This is a genomic window from Candidatus Limimorpha sp. (assembly GCF_056203535.1).
This window is the reverse complement of record NZ_JBADWU010000115.1, coordinates 1-18,749: the sequence shown is the minus strand read 5'-3', so window position 1 is coordinate 18,749 and position 18,749 is coordinate 1. Positions and strand designations below refer to the sequence as shown.

Genomic DNA, 18,749 nt, shown 5'->3' with positions numbered 1-18,749 from the left:
ACAATAAGGTGTGATTTTTAGAAAGCGACTTGGAAACGTGCGAGGAGCATGTGATAGTTGACGCCGGCATCGCCTGCTTTCATGTCAATTTGTGTGAAATCCTTGGTCGGGTTGCCGGCAGCATCAAGGCCACAGTAAAGTTTGCCCTTGCCGTTGGCATAACGGTCGTTGTTGACATACTGATAGTTGAGGGCGACCTTCACGTTCTTGCCGAAATAGAAATTCAAGGCTGCGCCATAAAGTTCTGCTGCACCGCCATAGATGGCTTCTGCAGCAGCACGGTCTTCATAATCATTCATGTTGACATATTCGTAACGGAGAGCCAGTTCGACATCACCCCAGCTGCGACCATTGCGGACGCGGTTGAACTTGGCGCCGTCGCTGTCGTAGCTCTGCTTGCCGCCGAAAAGGAGATAACCGCCTTCAATGTACCATCCGTTGAAATAATACGGCTTGTCAAGTTTGTGATCCTTATCCAAGTAGCACCAGTCGGCCAACCATGCACCTTCCATGCGGAGACCCTCATAGTGACCGGCAATTTCAGCTGTTGCCAAAAGGTTGTAGTCGGTGTACTTGATGTCGTCGGTATCGACATACTTCTTGCGGTTGATGTTGGTGGTGTTGCGGCAGCTGTAGCGTGTCACGCCCATGATGCCGTTTTCATCAGAAGTCTTTGGCGTGTCGTACATGAAAGCGCCACCAATATGGAGGCCATAGTTGGCTTCGTTGACAGGACGGACAACGATTTTACCGACATACGACAGACCTTCGTCCATGCCGTAATCCTTATTCTGTGTTTCCACGAAATCGCGTGTTTCCTGACCTTCGATTTCTTGGAACAAGACGCTAGCACTGCCAAAGAAGTACTTGTTGGTGTACTTGGCAAAGAGGCCGAGGTGACGGCTTGGAGCCAACGCACTGACAATCATCGGGCGTTCCATGAATTCGAGGTAACGCGACGAAGTGTTGCGTGAAAGTGAGAAATCAGGTTTCTGGCTACCGACGCTGAACTGCCAGTTCTTGAGGCCGTTGTAGCGGAAGATAGCGTCTTTCAGTTCAAAGGAACCATTGGCAAGTTCCATGTCGACTTCACCGTACCAGTCAGGGGTGATTTGAGTCTTGACGGCAAAACGGGCACGGCGGATGCTGGCTCCGTTACCAATCGGGTCGGCCCAATCCTGCTGGCCGAAGAAACTGCCGAAATCGACCTGCACTCTGGAATCGAACCACAGCTTGTAGTCCTTGTCTTTTGATTCGAACACGAGGATACCGTCACGGCTTGATGCTGTCACTTCCTCGACATCCACTTTGTTGCCATACTGGTCAATGGCTTGCGCCTTGTCTTCAGTCTGGGCAAAGGCCATTGTTCCTGCGAACAATGCAGCCAACATAAAAGTAAATCTTTTCATTGCTGTTAGTTTTAGTGAAACAATTTGTTTATTAACTGTGTTTATCTATTTAAGTCACAAAACTATAAATTTGTTTTTGGAACAATGCAAGAAAAAACAAAATAAAATAAAAAAAACGGACGCTTGCTGCATCTGTTTCATTTTTCACGTTACGGAAAAGAATCAGAACGTATAGCTGAACATGACATTAAGCCTGTTGGCACATCCATATTTAGTATCATTTGAATCAGGCATATAATCCAAGCGTAATCCATGCAGGTATTCAACGCCACACATGCAATAGTCATTTATCCTATAAAAAAGGTTGAGGGCTACATATTGTGACAAATCGAATTTATTAAGTCTCTTATATAAGTCATTCACATTGCTTACGGCAGTCAGTCCATAAATAAATGCCGAACGGAATTTTTTGTTCCAATTGTACTGGAATGAGCCATAACCGCCGTATGTTGTAAGAGCTTTCAATGAGTTTTTAATAGGATCCTCCTCGTTTATCTCATCTAAGACAAGATCCATTTCAGCATCCGCAAAATCATTGATATACTGTGCTATGCCTGCCCCGTAAATGCCTTGGAAAGTGAAGAAACATTTTGGTGTAATATTTATCAATCCACTTAGCGATACGCCATTGCCACTGCATCTTTTTGATTTATTAATATCTTGGTCTTTAGGGAAAACCCAATAATGCAATCTTCGTGTAAGGAAACCAAGCTGCAAATGTCCGAAAGAGGCCTTATATTGGACATGGGCCGTAAAATCAGGAGATGACTGGAAATCATTTTCGATGCTGTAATCCTTGAAATCCTCCGGCACTGAATATTTCGGCATTTCCAAAGCGACTGCAAAAGTCCATTTTCCAAAAGGATGCGTATAGCCTATTAAAGGCGTATTCAACGAAATCTGGGTGTTTGGTCCTTGCAAGTCGACGGTCATCGGGCCGGCGGCCAAATCCATGAAGAAAGAATAAGTCTTGCCAATGGTGACATCGCCCCATGAAATATAGGCTTGTCTGAGCTTTATTCTGTCTTCCGACGAAGGCGTGTTCAGCGAAACGAAAGCTATGAGATTGTGACGGCCTAACTTTGATTTCGACTTGAAATTAATCTTTGTGCTTCCAACGGTCATTCCATATTGCGAAGTGTGGCTGGTCGGCACAGGAATGTTCCAAGTCGAGAAATCCTTGCTGTCAAGCGAACCTATGAAATCGTAAAACGAAATCACCTGAAGCACACCGCCCACGCCGAAACTGAATGTCTCGTCCTCGTTGGTAATCATGAACCTTGGATCACCTTCATCGGAATATGCTTTCTGGAAAAAGCCCCGTTCAGGATTGTATTGGTTCCAGTTTTTGTCGTTCTGCTTGATATGAGTCTGAACGGAATCGTTTTCCTGCGCAAAAACGCCACTACAGCATAAAAAGGTAAACAAAATCATCAAATTTCTTTTCATATTTCAATGTGTTTTTAAAGTTACTTTTCAAAACAAAACTGCTAATTGATTTCGAGAGTTATTGGTATATCACATTCACCAATCATCACTCACCGTCATTTCCCATTTCCTTGGCTTTCATATCCTTATACTTGCCTCCAAAAATGTCAAAACGCACAAAACGGCACTCCAAAGGGCCATTCCACACCGGGATTTTTTCACTTGGTTTCAGCCCCACATGTTTCAAGGCAACGGCATCGTCGGTGATGAGCCAGCACTGGAACCCTTGGAAATTGTGTTTCAATGTGTTGCCGATGTTTTCATAAACCAAATCAATGTCGTCTTCCTCCAAACGGTCGCCATACGGCGGATTGATGATGACGATGCCGCCACCTTCGGGAGGCGTCAGGTCTTCCATGTTTTTCTTCATCAAGTGAATATCATGCTGCAAGTGCGCATAGTTGAAATTGTTTTCGGCAATGGCGACAGCCTTCGGCGAACGGTCGGAAGCCCAAATTTCGTAATCGAAATCACGGATCTGGCTGTCGGCTTCATCCTTGATGCGGTTCCAAAGCTCAGGGTCCCAGTCGTCCCATTTCATGAAGCCCCATTGCTTGCGGTAGTAGCCTGCCGGAATCTTCATGGCAAACATGGCCGCCTCGATGGGCAGCGTGCCCGAACCGCACATGCAGTCTAAGAAATTGCAGTCGGCTTTCCAGCCCGAAAGCTGAATCAGTCCAGCGGCAAGCACTTCGTTCATAGGCGCTTTGTCGACTTGTTTGCGGTAGCCGCGATGGTGCAGCGACTCGCCTGAACTATCAAACAAAATCTGAACCTTATCTTCACGAATATGCAAATTGATGCGCAAATCGGGATTCAAAGTATTGATGCTTGGACGGATGCCGTACACATCGCGGAACTGGTCGACGATGGCATCTTTCATCCTCAGGCTTGCATATTGCGAATGGGTAAAAAAGCGTCCGCTGGTGACGGCATCGATGCAGAAAGTCTGGTCGGTGCGGAGCAGTTCGCACCAGTTGATTTCCTGAACCGCCTGATACAACTGGTCATCGTTTTTGGCATAAAAGGTCTTGAAAGGCTTCAGCACCTTCAGGGCTGTGCGGACGGTATAGTTGATGCGGTACATCAGTTCCTTGTTGCCTTCGCAGAGCACGGCACGGTGCAATATACGCACGTTTTTAGCACCCAAGGCCTTGATTTCGGCAGCCAAAACTTCTTCCAATCCCGCCGCCGTTTTCGTCACAAGTTGATAATTGTCTTCCATGGAGTTAAAATTTATGCAAATATAGGAAAGAATAACTTTTCGTCAACTTTAAGGGGAAAATATTTAGCTGTTATCCTTTAGCTTGCTGTTACACATTGATCAGAAGAAAAAACTGAAAACTGGTGACCGATAACTGACTACCGATAACCATTTAACTACAGAAAGCAAATCATCCCGAAACCATGAAGACGCGTGGGTCTTTCCACTTGGAATGCCGAATCATTTCGTTGGTGAAGTGGGTGCGACTTCCGACTTGATCGAGCAGTTCTTTTGCCTTGTCGAATTGGCGCAATTCACGGTAGATTTCCGGCATCTCAAGGTCGATTTGCTCTTCAGGGTGCTTTTCCAATAAGACTAGTAAACGTTTCAGATTTTCGGTAAAACCATTGAGGTTTTTGAAGAAAAGCTTTTCGCCTTCGATAATGAGGCTGCGATTGCAATGCCACACGCCGAAACTCATGAATCCATTCAGGAAATAACGCAAACGGATATGCTGATGGTTGCGGTGCAAGTCGTTGTAAGCCCACCAAAGCAGCCGGCGCAGGTAGATTTCCTTTGTTGGCTCATAGTGGCTTTTCTGCAAAAAAGTCTTGTAATGGTTGATTAAGGCCATCTTGCCTTTGTTGTCGGAAAACTTGATGCCGTAGAAACGCCATGTGTTCCAAGAATAGATGAACGAATCGGGCTTCTGCCAAGTGACGATTGGCTCGATGGGATTCTCTATCCAGAAAGCATGTCCGCAAGAAGGGCATAGCACCAATTTTTGACGGGTTGTGATGTAGTTGTCGTACAAAATCTTTCCATCGGAATAAAGGATGGCTTCATTCACTAATTCCGATTTGAGGTTGCGGCCTTCAAGCCAAGCCTTGCAATTCGGGCATTGGAAATAATATGGGTCAAATTTCAGCATTACCTATAATCATCTGATTACCAATAAAAAAATATGTTACAGAAAAGTTCATCAACAAATAGCATAAGGTGCAGTGACATCAGTTTTTGAAAACTTTCTTGGTCGCAAAAATAATGTTTTTTCCTACAAGTAGATGAGCAAATTTAGAGGCTGTTTAAATTTCAATTGAATAAGTAGGTGATTAAAATTAGTTTACATATTGAAAACGAGGCATCGAGGTCGCGGGAATGCGAGATTACGAGTCATTCCGGCATCCCGAAGCCTCGCAGTCTCGAAATCCCGTATCCTTTATAATGTAGTTTATTTTTGAACAGTTACTTATTATGCTATTGTTGCTTTTGGTGCATCCCGATGGGATGTCGAGTCAAGAAGCTGCCGTTTTTTACCGAACGTAAATCCCTACGGGATTGAACTTTATATGCCATAGGCATGGATGTTCGGTAAAATGCAAAATAATAAGGAGGTGCGTTTTGCACACCTCCTTATTGATTTACGGACACTTTCCGGATTACATCATGCCGTCCATTCCGCCGCCCATTGGTGGCATTTGCGGAGCAGGATTCGGATCCTTATGGTTAGAGATGACACATTCCGTTGTCAGCAACATACCAACAATTGAAGGAATGCGCAGGTATAGTGGAAAGTATTGATTCATTAATGAAAAATCAGAAGCCCCAAGATTTTCCCTCCATCAAATAGCCTGACAAAGGTTGAATTCTATTCTCCATTGTAATGCCAAGGAAAAAAGCAGCTCGAGATACACCCACATACACATAACGACTTAACAAATCCTTATCAATATTGGATTTATCAATATTATGGAAAAACACGACATCAAACTCCATACCTTTCACTACATTTATTGGATATACACGGATGGAATCTCCATTACTTAAAACATTTCCTTCAGATCCGTCAACAATTCGAATTCCATTATCATTAACAAAGTCCGTATCATTCAGCATCCTGACAAATTCGTAGATGTCCTTTTTGTCATTCAGAAAAATAGCAATTGCTGGTAGTTTTTTTCCATAAGCATTATAAACTTCTTCTATCCTCTTTACTATCCACAATATTTTATCTTCCTCATTAGACGATACATACAACAAAGGTTGTGGTACTTTTGTCGCCGTCATTTTCGCTTTATAACCTGCTTCTTCCTTCATTGCATCAAAATACAGTTTTTTGGCCAAATTCAATAAGGAACTGCTTTGACGATATGAAGTACGGAGAGACATTACTTTCGGTTTAGGCAAATATTTCATTGCTTCATCCCATGAATTGATTCCTGTTGTTGTAAGACGTTGCATAATATCACCACAAAGTGTTATGGAATAAAAGTCCAGATTAGAAAATGAAGCCATTGCATAAATGTCAATTCCCGAAAAGTCTGTTGCTTCATCTATTCCAATTATTGGGCGGCAGTTTTCTTCATAAGCCTCTATGTAATAATGTTTCACTGATTCATTAGGCAAATTCTTTTTGATTTCTTTGACCAAATTATTAATGAATCCAAGTAATAAAGATTGTTCCTGAGGATGTAAATATTTGTTTTGGGAAGATTGAATCAGTTCATCTAAAAGTTCATGATTCCAACCTTCTGCTTTAGCTTTAAGAATTTGACGCCTAAAACTCTTGTAAACGTTTGGGATTATAGAAAGCATGTTCGGCCTTATTCCCCTAGTATACTTTGCATATTGTTCAAACAACAATAATTCACCTATTTGTTTTACCGATTCTTTTTCTTCATCGCCGAGAGAAGGAGATAATAAATCCGATAGCAATTCCTGTAATTCGCTTAACTTAGTATTAGGAACGCTTTGTTTGTATGCATATTTTCTCACCCACGACCTTATAGTCCTATATATTCTATCAGCTTGAGCAGCTCTTATTTCACCATCTTCACCAATAATATCTTCCAATTCAGCATCTAATTCAACATTTTCATTTTCAATTGCATCATCTTGTTTGTCGATGATTGAATCAATGCTCTTTTTTAATTCGTCATTTGAATCTATTTTAGCTTGAATCCATAATGTGATGTCTTCAATTCGTTTTTTGCTTTCATTCAAATATTGCTGACATTCATCAGCATAAAACTCTTTCAAATTATGGAAAAGCATAATATAATCCCGAACACTATTGAACCCATTTGTTTGGGACAATTTTTCTCCAATATTTAAGGCTAATTTTGCCCATCTATAGGAAGAATTACCAATTGCAGGAAGTTTCTCTTTTAAAGTTCGCAATGTTTCAAGATAATGTTTCATCAATAAATCAATCGCGTTGGAATTGGAAAACATTAAAGAAACATTTGAACGTTTTATTTTAAAACCAGAATCCAATAAGTGATAATAATCTCGTATCATTTTGACTCTAAAAGCATTCCAATCATATACTCTTGGGGCTGGGTCAACAAGGTTTTCTTTTGACATTGTGGACGACAAATAGTCCTTTAGCAATTCCGATGGAGAGAAAAAAATCCAGTCTTTTTTCTGTGCAATTAGGTCTTTCAATTTATTCCTATTAGCAAGTGATAGAGAATATTTATGTTCTGATAATTCAGAATCTTCATTGAGCGCCTCTTCATCTATAAGATAGCCCAACCTTTGAATCATTGTTGTAGTTTTGCCTGTTCCTGGTCCGCCATCTATATTAATGTTGTGCCATCATAAAGATGCGATGTTTTTATTGACACTTGTGTTTTATCAAGAATAGGATTGAATCTTAACTTCCCTTGTTCACGAATATACCGTGAAAGTTTTATCATTTCATCCTGCTGCAAGGTAAGCTCTCTATGTTTATTCTTGATCTGGTTTATTTGTTTTGTGAGCAGCTCCCTTTCCTTCTTTGTTTTTTCTTTTTCCTCTTGCTCAAGTAATATCTTTCTTTTCTCTTCTAATTCCTTTTGCTTTTTTTCATTCTCAATAATCTCTTCCTCTTTCCTCCTTAATTCTTCAAAAAACTCATAAATATCATTATAACGATACTCTGTATCATCATTATAGATATTGATAGTATTATTTACCAAATCACTTTTGTTGTAAATAGTAGCCGTATGGTTAAAACTACGCTTTAGTCCATCAAAACCCACATAGGAAAAAGTTTTTCCTAATTCGACTTTTTGTAACTTAATTCCAAGTGATGAATTTCTAGATACTGGTACACTGTTTTCAGGAAGATTGTCAGAATACTTCAAAGGTCTTATAAACATCCATGCGATTTTATTAGAATCATCAACATCGAGGTTATAACGGCCTATATAAGATGATATTTTTTGCTCCTTCAGTGTGGTAATACCTTTTACTATTCCATTTACCACATCCATTAATTTCTCGTCCATAATAAATCTATGATTTGGTGATTTTGCATTGAACACTGCAAAAATAGTATTTTCCCATCAGATGAAAAACAAATTTGAAAATGAATTTATTACAAATCAAATTAAACAAACATTCACTTTCTTGCAAACATATTTCAAATGTTATTACATACTTCATCTGCATAAATCAGAGTTTCTTCCTTCTTTCCGCAAAATTATTCGTATTATTGCAGCGGAAAAGGAAAGGATGAAAAAAATGACAACGCTAACTATCAATTATGATGAAACCAATGTTGAGGTTTTAAATCTCATCAAACTGTTGCTTGCCGCAGGAGTTACTGCCGTGCCTTCTGATGAAGACTGGACAGAAGAAGAGGAAAAAGAGGCTTTTCTTTGCACGTCAAAGGCTAACGCTTCAAGAATATTTGCCAAATATTTGTGATATGAAATATTCCCAACGCGACATAGTGGAAATCAATTTCCTATTTCCCGATGGCACATTCAAGCCTCATCCCGCAGTCATTGTATCAAACAACGAATTACAAGAAAATGAAGGGTTTATTTATCTTTGCATGATTTCGTCCAAACCATATAATGAGCAGTATTGTTACGAACTGACAGAAGAAATGCTCACTGTTCCCATGCAAAAGAAAAGTTTTGTGAAATGCCATCTTTTAGTCGGAAACATTGAAAGGGATGTCACTCGGAAACTAAGCCGAATGAAACAACCTTATTTTGATGAAATGGTAGACAAAGTGATACAGTCAATTTTTTGAAAACGATTCCGACTTGTTCGGATAAATTGAATTCAAGTTCCTCAATTGCAAAAAAATAAGGAGATGCGCAACGCACCTCCTTATTGATTTACGGACACTTCCCGGATTACATCATGCCGTCCATTCCGCCGCCCATTGGTGGCATTTGTGGAGCAGGATTCGGATCCTTATGGTTGGAGATGACACATTCCGTTGTCAGCAACATGCCGGCAATTGAAGCAGCGTTTTCGAGGGCAACGCGTGAAACCTTGGCTGGGTCGATGACGCCAGTTTCGAGCAGGTTTTCGTAAGTTTCCGTACGGGCGTTGAAACCGAAGTCCTTCTTGCCTTTCTTCACGCGGTCGACGATGACCGAGCCTTCCAAGCCAGCGTTTTCGACAATCTGACGCATTGGTTCTTCCAAAGCGCGCTTGATGATGCAGATACCTGTGGTTTCGTCTTCGTTGTCGCCCTTCATGTTCTTGATGGCCTCGATGCTGCGGATGTAACCGACACCACCGCCTGGGATGATGCCTTCTTCGATGGCAGCGCGCGTGGCGGCCAAAGCGTCTTCAACGCGGTCTTTCTTTTCCTTCATTTCCACTTCTGACGGAGCGCCGACATAGATGACAGCAACGCCACCGGCAATCTTAGCCAGACGTTCCTGCAACTTTTCGCGGTCGTAGTCGGATGTGGTGGTGGCAATCTGAGCCTTGATTTGAGCAGCGCGTGCAGCGATGCTTTCCTTGTCACCGTGGCCATTCACGATGGTGGTGTTGTCCTTGTTGATGCTGACCTTGTCGGCCTGACCAAGCATCTGGAGGTTAGCGTCTTCAAGTTTGTAGCCTTTTTCTTCGCTGATGACGGTGCCGCCTGTCAGGATGGCAATGTCTTCAAGCATTTCTTTTCTTCTGTCACCGAAGCCAGGAGCCTTGACGGCAGCGACTTTCAGCGAACCGCGCAGACGGTTGACAACCAATGTGGCAAGGGCTTCGCCGTCGATGTCTTCAGCAATGATGACGAGGGCGCGGCCTGTCTGGATGGTCTGTTCGAGGACAGGAAGCAAATCCTTCATGACGGAAATCTTCTTGTCGTAGATGAGGATGAATGGGTTTTCGTAAACGGCTTCCATCTTCTCGGTGTTGGTCACGAAGTAAGGTGAAATGTAGCCGCGGTCGAACTGCATGCCTTCAACCACATCGACGTAGGTGTTGATGCCTTTTGCATCTTCAACGGTGATGACGCCTTCTTCTTTCACCTTTTCCATAGCTTCGGCGATGAGTCCACCGATGGTGGCGTCGTTGTTGGCCGAAATGGTGGCAACTTGCTTGATTTTCTCGTTGGAGCCGTCAACTTTGACTGCCATGTCCTGAATCGACTTCACGACAGCGGCAACAGCCTTGTCGATACCGCGCTTCAAATCCAGAGGATTAGCGCCAGCAGTAACGTTTTTCAGACCCGTGTTGACGATAGCCTGAGCCAAAACGGTAGCGGTGGTGGTACCATCACCAGCCTGGTCGTTGGTCTTCGAAGCCACTTCCTTGACGAGCTGTGCGCCCATGTTTTCGGCGGCATCGCTGAGTTCGATTTCCTTAGCCACGGTGACGCCGTCCTTCGTGATGTGAGGAGCGCCATAAGATTTTTCAATCACCACGTTGCGGCCTTTAGGTCCGAGGGTGACTTTCACTGCGTTTGCCAATGCATCGACGCCTCTCTTGAGACCGTCGCGAGCATCCATATTGAAGATAATGTCTTTTGCCATGTTAAATTATGATTTAAGATTTAATATTCAAGATTTAAAAATTTAAAGATTTAAAATTCAATGATTTAATGAAAATCGCTTTGTGCAATTTTTAAATATTAAATTTTTGAATTTTAAATGATGGCGATTACATCTGCCTCGCGCATGATCATATAATCCTTGCCTTCGAGGTGGAATTCGGTGCCTGCATATTTGCCATAGATGACCTTATCGCCGACTTTCAGGGTGACGGCATTGTCCTTTGTGCCAGGACCAACGGCCACTACCGTGCCTTGCTGTGGTTTTTCTTTTGCTGTGTCAGGGATGATGATGCCGCTGGCGGTTTTCTGTTCTGCGAGAGCCGGTTCAATGACAACGCGGTCTGCCAAAGGTTTGATTGATAAGTTTGCCATAATTTTGTTTAATGTTTATTGTTGATTTGTTTAATTGTTTTCGCCCGTTGAGCCTGTCGAAACGGCTTTCTTCTTCCTTTTTTTCTTCTTCCTCCAAAATTCGACAGACGGCATCAGTCACATTCCGTGCCAAACCCGAAAAGAGACCTATTTTGTCAGTAAAAGTGACAAACTGACACATAGGCGTGAAATGAAGGTTATTGGTTATTGGTGGCGAATGACGGGTTTAACCAACAACGCGTCCCTCGCCACCCATAACCATTAATCTTTCACCATTCTCACTCCACTTTCACCCGCATTCCATTGGAATAGGCACTGAACTCAGGCGCGTAGAGGCACTGTATGAGGGCATAGCCGTTGCTGAGGTTGCCTTCCTTGGTGACAAACATGCTGTATTCCACCTGGTGCGTGCCTTTGGGCAGGAACTCGATGAAGAACTCCATGTCGGTGTCGGTGTTCGTCTGATAATACGACATTTGGTCGTTGTGCTCGTAATGCGAGATTTGCTCAATCGGTTCGAAACCGGCGGCACGCAAATCCTTCACGAAGACATATTCCATGTCCTGCTTGCTCTCGAAGGTGATTTTCACGGTCAGCTTGTCGCCGACTTTCAAAGCCTGCTTTTCAATCGGGACAAGGATTTTGCCGTTTTCATCGGTTTTTTCAACAAACAGCTCGCGGCTGATCTTGAATGCCGATTCGTCGCTCTTCACCTCGTCAATCGGGACGAAATACTGGCGGAACAGACCGCCCCAAACCAAGTGTTTCGTCGGGTTGTTCACGGTCAGTTGGCGCATGTCTTCGGTAATCTCATTGACATTCCAACGGCGCTGAATGAAGCCTGTTCCGGCAACGGCACCATCCATATCAATCTGCTGATTGCCAAGTTTTAAGGTGACTTCCTTGTCATCATTCAGCCAATCGGTGCCACGCAGCAGCAGGGCATAAACGGCTTCGGCTGTCGATGCTGAATTTTCCCATTGGTTGGTCTGCTTCTGGGTGAGCAGCCAAACGCGCAACTGGTCGAGCATTTCGGTGTCGTTTTCAATCTCGGCGAAGGCCGCCATGATGTTGGCGTGGGTGGCAATGTGCGACTCAAACGAGAAATACTTCTTCGGCCAGTACATGCCGATGGCTTCATCCTTTTGGGCACATTCCTTGAACGACTGAATCATCAGCTTGGCAGTCTTTTCGTTACCCGAACGGAAGAGCAGCACTGCTGCCTTTGAGCGCATATTGAAGTCAAAATCAGTCCATTCCTTTTCCAAACGGCCTAAGAAATACTTCTTGGCTTCGGCAAAACTTTTGTCCGATTTCTGCTCGGGGAAGAAACTCAAGGCATACAATTCATTCAAAGTTGAACCGTCAATCGGCCATTCCTTTTTATGGTTTCTCATTCGGCGGTAAGTGTCGCCAACTTCATATTCCAGATAGCGCACTGCTTTGTCAATAATCTGATTGGCAGTGCTTTGGTTTGCCTGCGATAAACTCGAGAACGCATCCATCGCTTTCAGTCGGCCAAAACCCGAAAGGATGTAAGTCGAAATGTAAGGACTTTCCGGCATACCTTCCATCCACGGCCAGCCGCCGTTTGAAGTCTGTTTCTGCGCAATCAGTTTGAGGCTTGAAGTCTGATTCTGACTCAGCGTGTTGATTTCAAACAAAGTACTGATTCTTGACCTTTGCTCCGTCTCGCTCTTGGCTTCCATCACCCAAGGCGTTTCGCGCAGCATGATGGCTTTCAGATCCTGGTCTTTTTCCAATTGCGACAGCAAGGCATCGGGTGTTTCAATCTGCCACTTCTTGATGTAGTTCAGCAAGTTAGGAATCTTTGAAGCGATGTACGACGACAAGGTGTTGGCATAAAACACATAGAATGCCGATTCGGCGCGGTCGGTCCTTTGGTCAGCCAGATATGGCAGCGATTGTACGGCATACCACACTGGGTTGGTGCTGAAATTCAAGGTCAGGCTGTAATCGCGTTCATGGCTGTCTGGATTGGCAATAGCTTCAAAATCAAAGGTTTTTTCAGTCTCCGCCTTGACGGTGATTGGCAAAGTCTGTGTCATGAAAATTTCGCTGCTCAACACAGGCAACAAATGTTGTTCAGCATCGCTGAATTGTCCGGCGAAGGCCGTGAAACGGAATGCCAGCAAGCCCAAGTCTTTCTTTGCCGCCACTTTCCAGTGTACTTCCTTGCTGCGTCCCGGCACGATTTCTTCCATCGCGATCATGGCATCCGAAGCCAAAATGTTGACAGGTTTCATGCTTGCCGCATCGAAAATCTCAAGTTTCGCCTTCGGCGTCACGGCTTCCTCGCCCGTGTTGATGACATTGGTCACAAACCAAAGCGTGTCGCCGTCGTACATATAGCGCGGCATGTCGGCCATAATCATCACCGGCTTGCTCGACTTGAAGTCGTAGGTCTTGTAGCCCGTCTTGCGGTCTTTGGTATAGGCCAGCATCATCAGTTTCCAGCGTGTCAAGGCATCGGGCATGGTGAAACTAAAGGTTGTGCTGCCATCTGCATTGGTGCGCAGATTCGGGAAGAAAAACGCCGTTTCGTTGAAGTTTTCGCGGACTGTCGGAACGGGTTCTCCTGACTTATCGAAGTCCGTTTGCATGGATACTTCCACAAATTCTTCATTATTAGCCTTTGAATTAGGTGATTGCGGCGATGGCACAGGTATTTCGTAATCAATAATCATTGATTCGTCACCATCACTCATTTCAGGAGCAGCATATTCTTCAACGCAATCGAATGCGACACTTCTGAGCACCCTCCCACCTTTAGCTCGGCCATAATACATCATGTAGCCAAAATCGAAGAAAGGATAATCGGAAGGCAATGAAAATCCGAACAACGCGGCCAAATAAATGTATTGACCATTTGTGGATGACGAAACGAAACCAAACTGGTCGTCATAACCAAATGAGTTGGCATATTTCGAATAAGGTTTCATATTGAAATACCATGAATTTGGAGCGAATACATCCAAAGAAGCATCGTACATTCCTGCCAGCAGACTTGCTGCGACTGGCTTGTCATTATAATCGTGGACGGTCACTTCCCAATGCTCCTCGGCGCCCGGGCGCAACACATCGCGGACGGTTGCCAACTCGACATTCAGGTCAAGGTTATCGTATGGAACATAGATGCTTTGACTTTTTGTTTTCACAAGGCCGTCTTTCACGAAAATGGTCTTCCAAGTCAAGCCGCCACGGTCATTTTCAGTGACTTTATAAGTGAGTTTCGTGATTTCGTTGTTCAATTTCAGCCATTTTTCCATGCGCTTTTCCTGTCCCGACAGCAACTGCACCCAAATTTGCGTGTCTTTTGTCGAAGTGCCGATGGAGAGCGTGATGGTTTCGTCTGGTTTCGCTGTGGATTTGTCCACACTATTCCACGATAAAGTTGTGTAAGGCAATGATTTAGCCTTGTCGTCAAAGAGCATGAACTCAGTGCTGTTCATAGCCAGTTTGTCGTCAAGACTTTGCAATTCCACATAATACTTGCCTGATTTCAAATCCGCTTTTTCGGGGAATAAAGCCGTCTTTTCATTGATTTCAACGACATCTTCATAAACCAAAACCTTGTTTTTCAAGCGGTTTGTGTATGAATAATAGTCATAATCTGGGAATGCCTTGGCCAGTTCCTCATCGCTCATTACCTGACGGTCGAAACGGCTTCTTTGGCTTGAGGCTTCAAAGAAATCCATTTTTCCATTGTCGTTGAAGCGGTAGAATTTGCGCGAGACCTTGCTCTTGGCGGGTTGTCCGCCCATATTCAGGACTTCGATTCGGTAATTTTCCAACTGCGATTTTTCGACCAGATTATTCAGATTTGTTGAAAGGCAGATTTCGTTGTAACCCGCTCTAATCGAATACGTTTCGGAATGTGTTTCGCCTTGGGCGCTGGTTGCCGTCACCTCAATTTCGTAGGTGAACACTGGCTGTTGTTCCGGTTTGGTTTTCAGCGAAGGCTTCAGGTTGAAAGTGATGGCAAACTTGCCGCTTTCATCGGTACGGGCATCGCCAAAATCGATTTGCTCGTCGCTGACAACGGGATAGAACCACCACCAGCAACGCCACGGGAAGGATGTGCGGCGCGTCACGCGATAGGTGTATTTCACATCATCAAGGCCAAAACCAGCGTAGGCATCAACGCTGCCGTGAATGGTAACATCATGATTCAGTTTGTATTGCTCTTTCGGCTTTTCAAAATTCACCTCGAAAGTCGGGCGCTTGTATTCCTCAACGCGAATAGTTGTGCTGCCATGACTGCCATCCAAACGGAACACGCCGTTCAAGCGGTCGGTCGGAATGACAAACGAGCCGTCAAAGGAACCATATTCGTCCGTTGTAAACGATAACGATTTGATTTCCTCATAGTTGGCATCGCGGAAACGCACTGTCTCGCTGAAACCTTCTGCCAAGGCCATGTCATCGCCTTGGTGACGCAAGACGATACCTTTGAAATAAACCGTCTGTCCGGGACGATAAATGGCGCGGTCGGTGAAAAATGTCGTAGAGTATATTTCTGAATTTCTGCTGTTTGGATGCGGAACATTCATGTATTTCCCCGAAAGCAAGGCATCATCGCCGCTGCGTAAATTGACGAAAAACGAATTGTTGCCTTTGACATTGGAAATGCTTACCTTACCGTTATTATCACTTTGGTAATCAGCAAGTTTTGTGTTTTCATATTGGCGAATTTTGTAATTGTAGTTTCTTGTGTATAACTCAACTTTCACATTGGTCAAAGGCTTGCCTGTCTTGCGGTCGAGCGTAAATAAAGTTATTGCATCCGTCTCATTGTTAGTTACATAACTCAAATTCGAGACCTGAAAACGAAACATAGCTCTTTTTTCTGAACTTTGTTCGGTTTTACTAGTCTTTGCAATGATATAATACTGACCTACAGATAATTGCGGCAAAGCAACCAATGTAGAATGGGAGCAGAAATCTGTTTCGGCAGACAAAGCAAGTTCCTGCTCGGCAGCAGGTTTTTTGCCGTTGAGTTTTTGGAACAGTTCATCTTCGTCTAAATTCGAATAACTGTTGTTTTCCGCTTCCGTCACCTTAACTATCTTATAATAAGGATGTTCCACATTGCGGTAGCGGAGTTGCAAGGCAATGGCCTGATTGGGCAGTTGCGTTTCCTGCATCTGGACATTGATTTCGTCATTTTCAATGAATTTCACAATATCCTTGCATTGCTTAGCCCCTTTCGATTTCGGGAACTTTTCAATGGTATTCTGGCAGATTTCAAAAGCCTTTCTGTAGTTGCCGAAAGTGCTGCTGTCCGACTCTGAATAATTGTCAACCAGACTATTAGCATAAACTGATGCGATTTCAGCCGACATCGGGTTTTCGGCATATTGCTGCATCAAGGCGTTCAGTTTTTCGTTGAAAATGTCGTTTTCCATCAAAATGCTGTTCACAAACTGATAGCGTTTCACATCGTTGTAAAGCAGCACATCTTCGTTGTTTTCCTTTTGGTTGTAGGCGATAAGTTCCTGGAAAATCTTCAGGCATTTGATGATGCCGTTGTCGCTGTCGCCAAAATCGGCCTTCACGAAATCCTTGGCATCGGCCCACCAGATTTCGGTGTTCCAGTCCGACTGAATGTCGTCGGCAGAAGCAATCTCCCTATAGTATTTTGCCACGCGATGGAAGACATATTCGAACATAGTCTTCTCATAATCAATGTTTTCATATACATTTTTTTGGTCTTCAAACAAGATGAGATAATCGTTTGTCTTGGCGTTTTTCAAGGCTTCCTTGTCTTTCAGAGCCTCGGTAAAGTGTTGGTTGATGACCTTGCGGAAGGTCTTTTCATCCCAATATTTCATTTCCACCTTGCTCATGTCGCCATCGATAGGAAAATTGTTGCGCAACTGCCACTGATTTTGCTTGTAAAAATCAGCGTAGGTCTTGGCAATTTCCAAATGCAACACCGCCGTTTCGGTTTTGCCGAGTCCGTCCATTTTGCTTTCGGCAAAGGCCAAAAATGCCTTTTCGGGGTCCTCTTCCTTCAAACGGAAAATCTGCTGCCGATAAAGCACCGTCTTGAGCAATTGCGGCTGGTTTTTGTCGCGTTTTGCCGCTGATTCAATTTCATTCAGCTGTTTTTCAGCCGTTTCCGGCAAATTGTTTTCAATGCTTTCCTTTACTTTTTTCCACATTTCGTTATAATCCTTATCTGTTTTCTGAAACGATAAAAGTGCCAATGATGAAACCACCAACGCACCGATAATCAATATTTTAGTTTTCATATTACAATGATTTTATTTTATTCAATAACGCAAAAATAGCAAATATCGTGCAAAAAGTTGGCCATTAGCCTATAGCTTTTGACTATTAGCTGGCGCAAAGCGACCCGAGAGCCTATAACCAACATTTTGCGGATTAGTTCCCTGCTGCTCCCTGAGCCTGTCGAAGGGGCGATTCCAACACAAAACAAATTTCCATGCGTAAAGTTTTGCCGTTTCCAAAAACGAAAAAGGAACACACGAAATGTTTCGGTGTCCCTTTTCGTCCCTCACTGAGGAAACCCGGCCAAGGTTCTTTGATAGAAGATATATGCGACAGATGCTCTTCGCTCGAAATTTAGTTTATAGTGTTCATATCGAGACTAATAAGTAATAAAATAGGTATCAGTTACAGAAAAAAAACTCAATATCGAGTTCAACAACTTCTCTAAACTTAGTCGATCTTTGAAAAGATGTATCCAAAGCAAGAATTTTCACTGCATTTAGACTGACAGCGACATCCAATCCCTTGTTGATTTCTTTGGTCAATTCACAATGAATGGTCTCTGAATATTGGAGATTTTCATTAGCTGGATTTCTTCTGCGTATAAGAGAGTTAATCATCGTGTCGGTTTCAAGATTATACCGATGTACTAAATTCTTCGCCTTTTCATAGGATTCCTTTGAAACAACGGGAACACCTTTAAAAGCTGCACTCAAAGAGAAGCTTCCTTCTGTTGCTGATTTTATATCGCTATTTATTTTTGCTTCACCAGAAATCTTTTTAAACTCCATTTTCCCGTCAGAAGTCTTCGTTAGTTCTTCCGTTTCTATTCTTGTATATGTAGCCTTATATCCAGTAGCGCCTAATTGTTGGGCAATTTCTGCATATGCGTAGAACTTAACATCCTTGAAATTCTCGATTTCTGCAACATTGATGTAAGTTGCATCTTCAAAAGGATGTAACATTAAGACTTCACCTTCGTTGTAAGTCTTTGGGAAGGTTGCATCAAGTTTGCTAATATCTTCCCTGTCAACAACCTTTACTTTAGGATCAAGCTTTTTGGCTCCTTCATCCCATTGATATGACTTTATTACTGGTGCGTTAATTTTAGGTCTAAAATAAAGTTAGTTCTTTGACATTTTGCTTTGAATTCAAGTAGCCGAGTTTATCGTTTGGTAAGGCAAGCAGTTCTTTCAAATCAGCCTTTTCAAACAGGGAGACACTGACA

General features: G+C 43.3%; 13 protein-coding genes. 2 read left to right on the top strand and 11 right to left on the bottom strand.

Annotation, left to right across the window (positions count from 1 at the left end; all coding sequences use genetic code 11):
- Positions 1 to 17: 17 nt before the first annotated feature.
- The 7 genes from AC06MN_RS14295 to AC06MN_RS14265 all read right to left on the bottom strand — a co-directional run bounded on the left by AC06MN_RS14295 (position 18) and on the right by AC06MN_RS14265 (position 8,375).
- Positions 18 to 1,409, bottom strand: a complete 1,392-nt coding sequence (locus tag AC06MN_RS14295) for an OprO/OprP family phosphate-selective porin (protein WP_475673050.1) — start codon at positions 1,407 to 1,409, stop codon at positions 18 to 20.
- 162 nt (positions 1,410 to 1,571) lie between these two features.
- Positions 1,572 to 2,858: a porin gene (locus AC06MN_RS14290; RefSeq protein ID WP_475673049.1), complete on the bottom strand. Its 1,287-nt coding sequence runs from the start codon at positions 2,856 to 2,858 to the stop codon at positions 1,572 to 1,574.
- Positions 2,859 to 2,943: 85 nt separating this feature from the next.
- Positions 2,944 to 4,122 carry a THUMP domain-containing class I SAM-dependent RNA methyltransferase gene (locus AC06MN_RS14285; protein WP_475673048.1) on the bottom strand — a complete coding sequence of 393 codons (1,179 nt, stop codon included), beginning with the start codon at positions 4,120 to 4,122 and terminating at the stop codon, positions 2,944 to 2,946.
- A gap of 169 nt (positions 4,123 to 4,291) precedes the next feature.
- On the bottom strand, positions 4,292 to 5,032 hold the full coding sequence (locus tag AC06MN_RS14280) for a hypothetical protein (protein ID WP_475673047.1): 741 nt from the start codon (positions 5,030 to 5,032) through the stop codon (positions 4,292 to 4,294).
- Between the two features lie 508 nt (positions 5,033 to 5,540).
- The gene (locus tag AC06MN_RS14275) at positions 5,541 to 5,687 is read right to left on the bottom strand and encodes a hypothetical protein (protein ID WP_475673046.1); all 147 of its coding nucleotides are present in this window, start codon (positions 5,685 to 5,687) and stop codon (positions 5,541 to 5,543) included.
- Positions 5,688 to 5,697: 10 nt separating this feature from the next.
- Positions 5,698 to 7,650: an ATP-binding domain-containing protein gene (locus tag AC06MN_RS14270; protein WP_475673045.1), complete on the bottom strand. Its 1,953-nt coding sequence runs from the start codon at positions 7,648 to 7,650 to the stop codon at positions 5,698 to 5,700.
- Between the two features lie 32 nt (positions 7,651 to 7,682).
- Positions 7,683 to 8,375 carry a hypothetical protein gene (locus tag AC06MN_RS14265; RefSeq protein WP_475673044.1) on the bottom strand — a complete coding sequence of 231 codons (693 nt, stop codon included), beginning with the start codon at positions 8,373 to 8,375 and terminating at the stop codon, positions 7,683 to 7,685.
- 61 nt (positions 8,376 to 8,436) lie between these two features.
- Here AC06MN_RS14265 and AC06MN_RS14260 point away from each other — a divergent pair, with 61 nt between their 5' ends.
- Both AC06MN_RS14260 and AC06MN_RS14255 read left to right on the top strand, forming a co-directional pair.
- Positions 8,437 to 8,796 (top strand): hypothetical protein, encoded by a 360-nt coding sequence (locus AC06MN_RS14260; RefSeq protein WP_475673043.1) that lies wholly within the window; start codon positions 8,437 to 8,439, stop codon positions 8,794 to 8,796.
- Position 8,797: 1 nt separating this feature from the next.
- A complete protein-coding gene (locus AC06MN_RS14255; RefSeq protein ID WP_475673042.1) occupies positions 8,798 to 9,130 on the top strand; it encodes a type II toxin-antitoxin system PemK/MazF family toxin in 333 nt (110 codons plus the stop codon).
- Between the two features lie 106 nt (positions 9,131 to 9,236).
- Here the strand turns inward: AC06MN_RS14255 and groL are convergent, their stop codons facing one another.
- The 4 genes from groL to AC06MN_RS14235 form a co-directional block, all read right to left on the bottom strand.
- Positions 9,237 to 10,871, bottom strand: coding sequence for a chaperonin GroEL (gene groL, locus AC06MN_RS14250; RefSeq protein ID WP_475673041.1), 1,635 nt, complete (start codon positions 10,869 to 10,871; stop codon positions 9,237 to 9,239).
- 113 nt (positions 10,872 to 10,984) lie between these two features.
- Positions 10,985 to 11,263, bottom strand: a complete 279-nt coding sequence (locus AC06MN_RS14245; protein ID WP_475673040.1) for a co-chaperone GroES — start codon at positions 11,261 to 11,263, stop codon at positions 10,985 to 10,987.
- 278 nt (positions 11,264 to 11,541) lie between these two features.
- A complete protein-coding gene (locus AC06MN_RS14240; protein WP_475673039.1) occupies positions 11,542 to 17,541 on the bottom strand; it encodes an alpha-2-macroglobulin family protein in 6,000 nt (1,999 codons plus the stop codon).
- A 381-nt stretch (positions 17,542 to 17,922) separates the two neighbouring features.
- Positions 17,923 to 18,486, bottom strand: a complete 564-nt coding sequence (locus tag AC06MN_RS14235; RefSeq protein WP_475673038.1) for a hypothetical protein — start codon at positions 18,484 to 18,486, stop codon at positions 17,923 to 17,925.
- Positions 18,487 to 18,749: the final 263 nt, after the last annotated feature.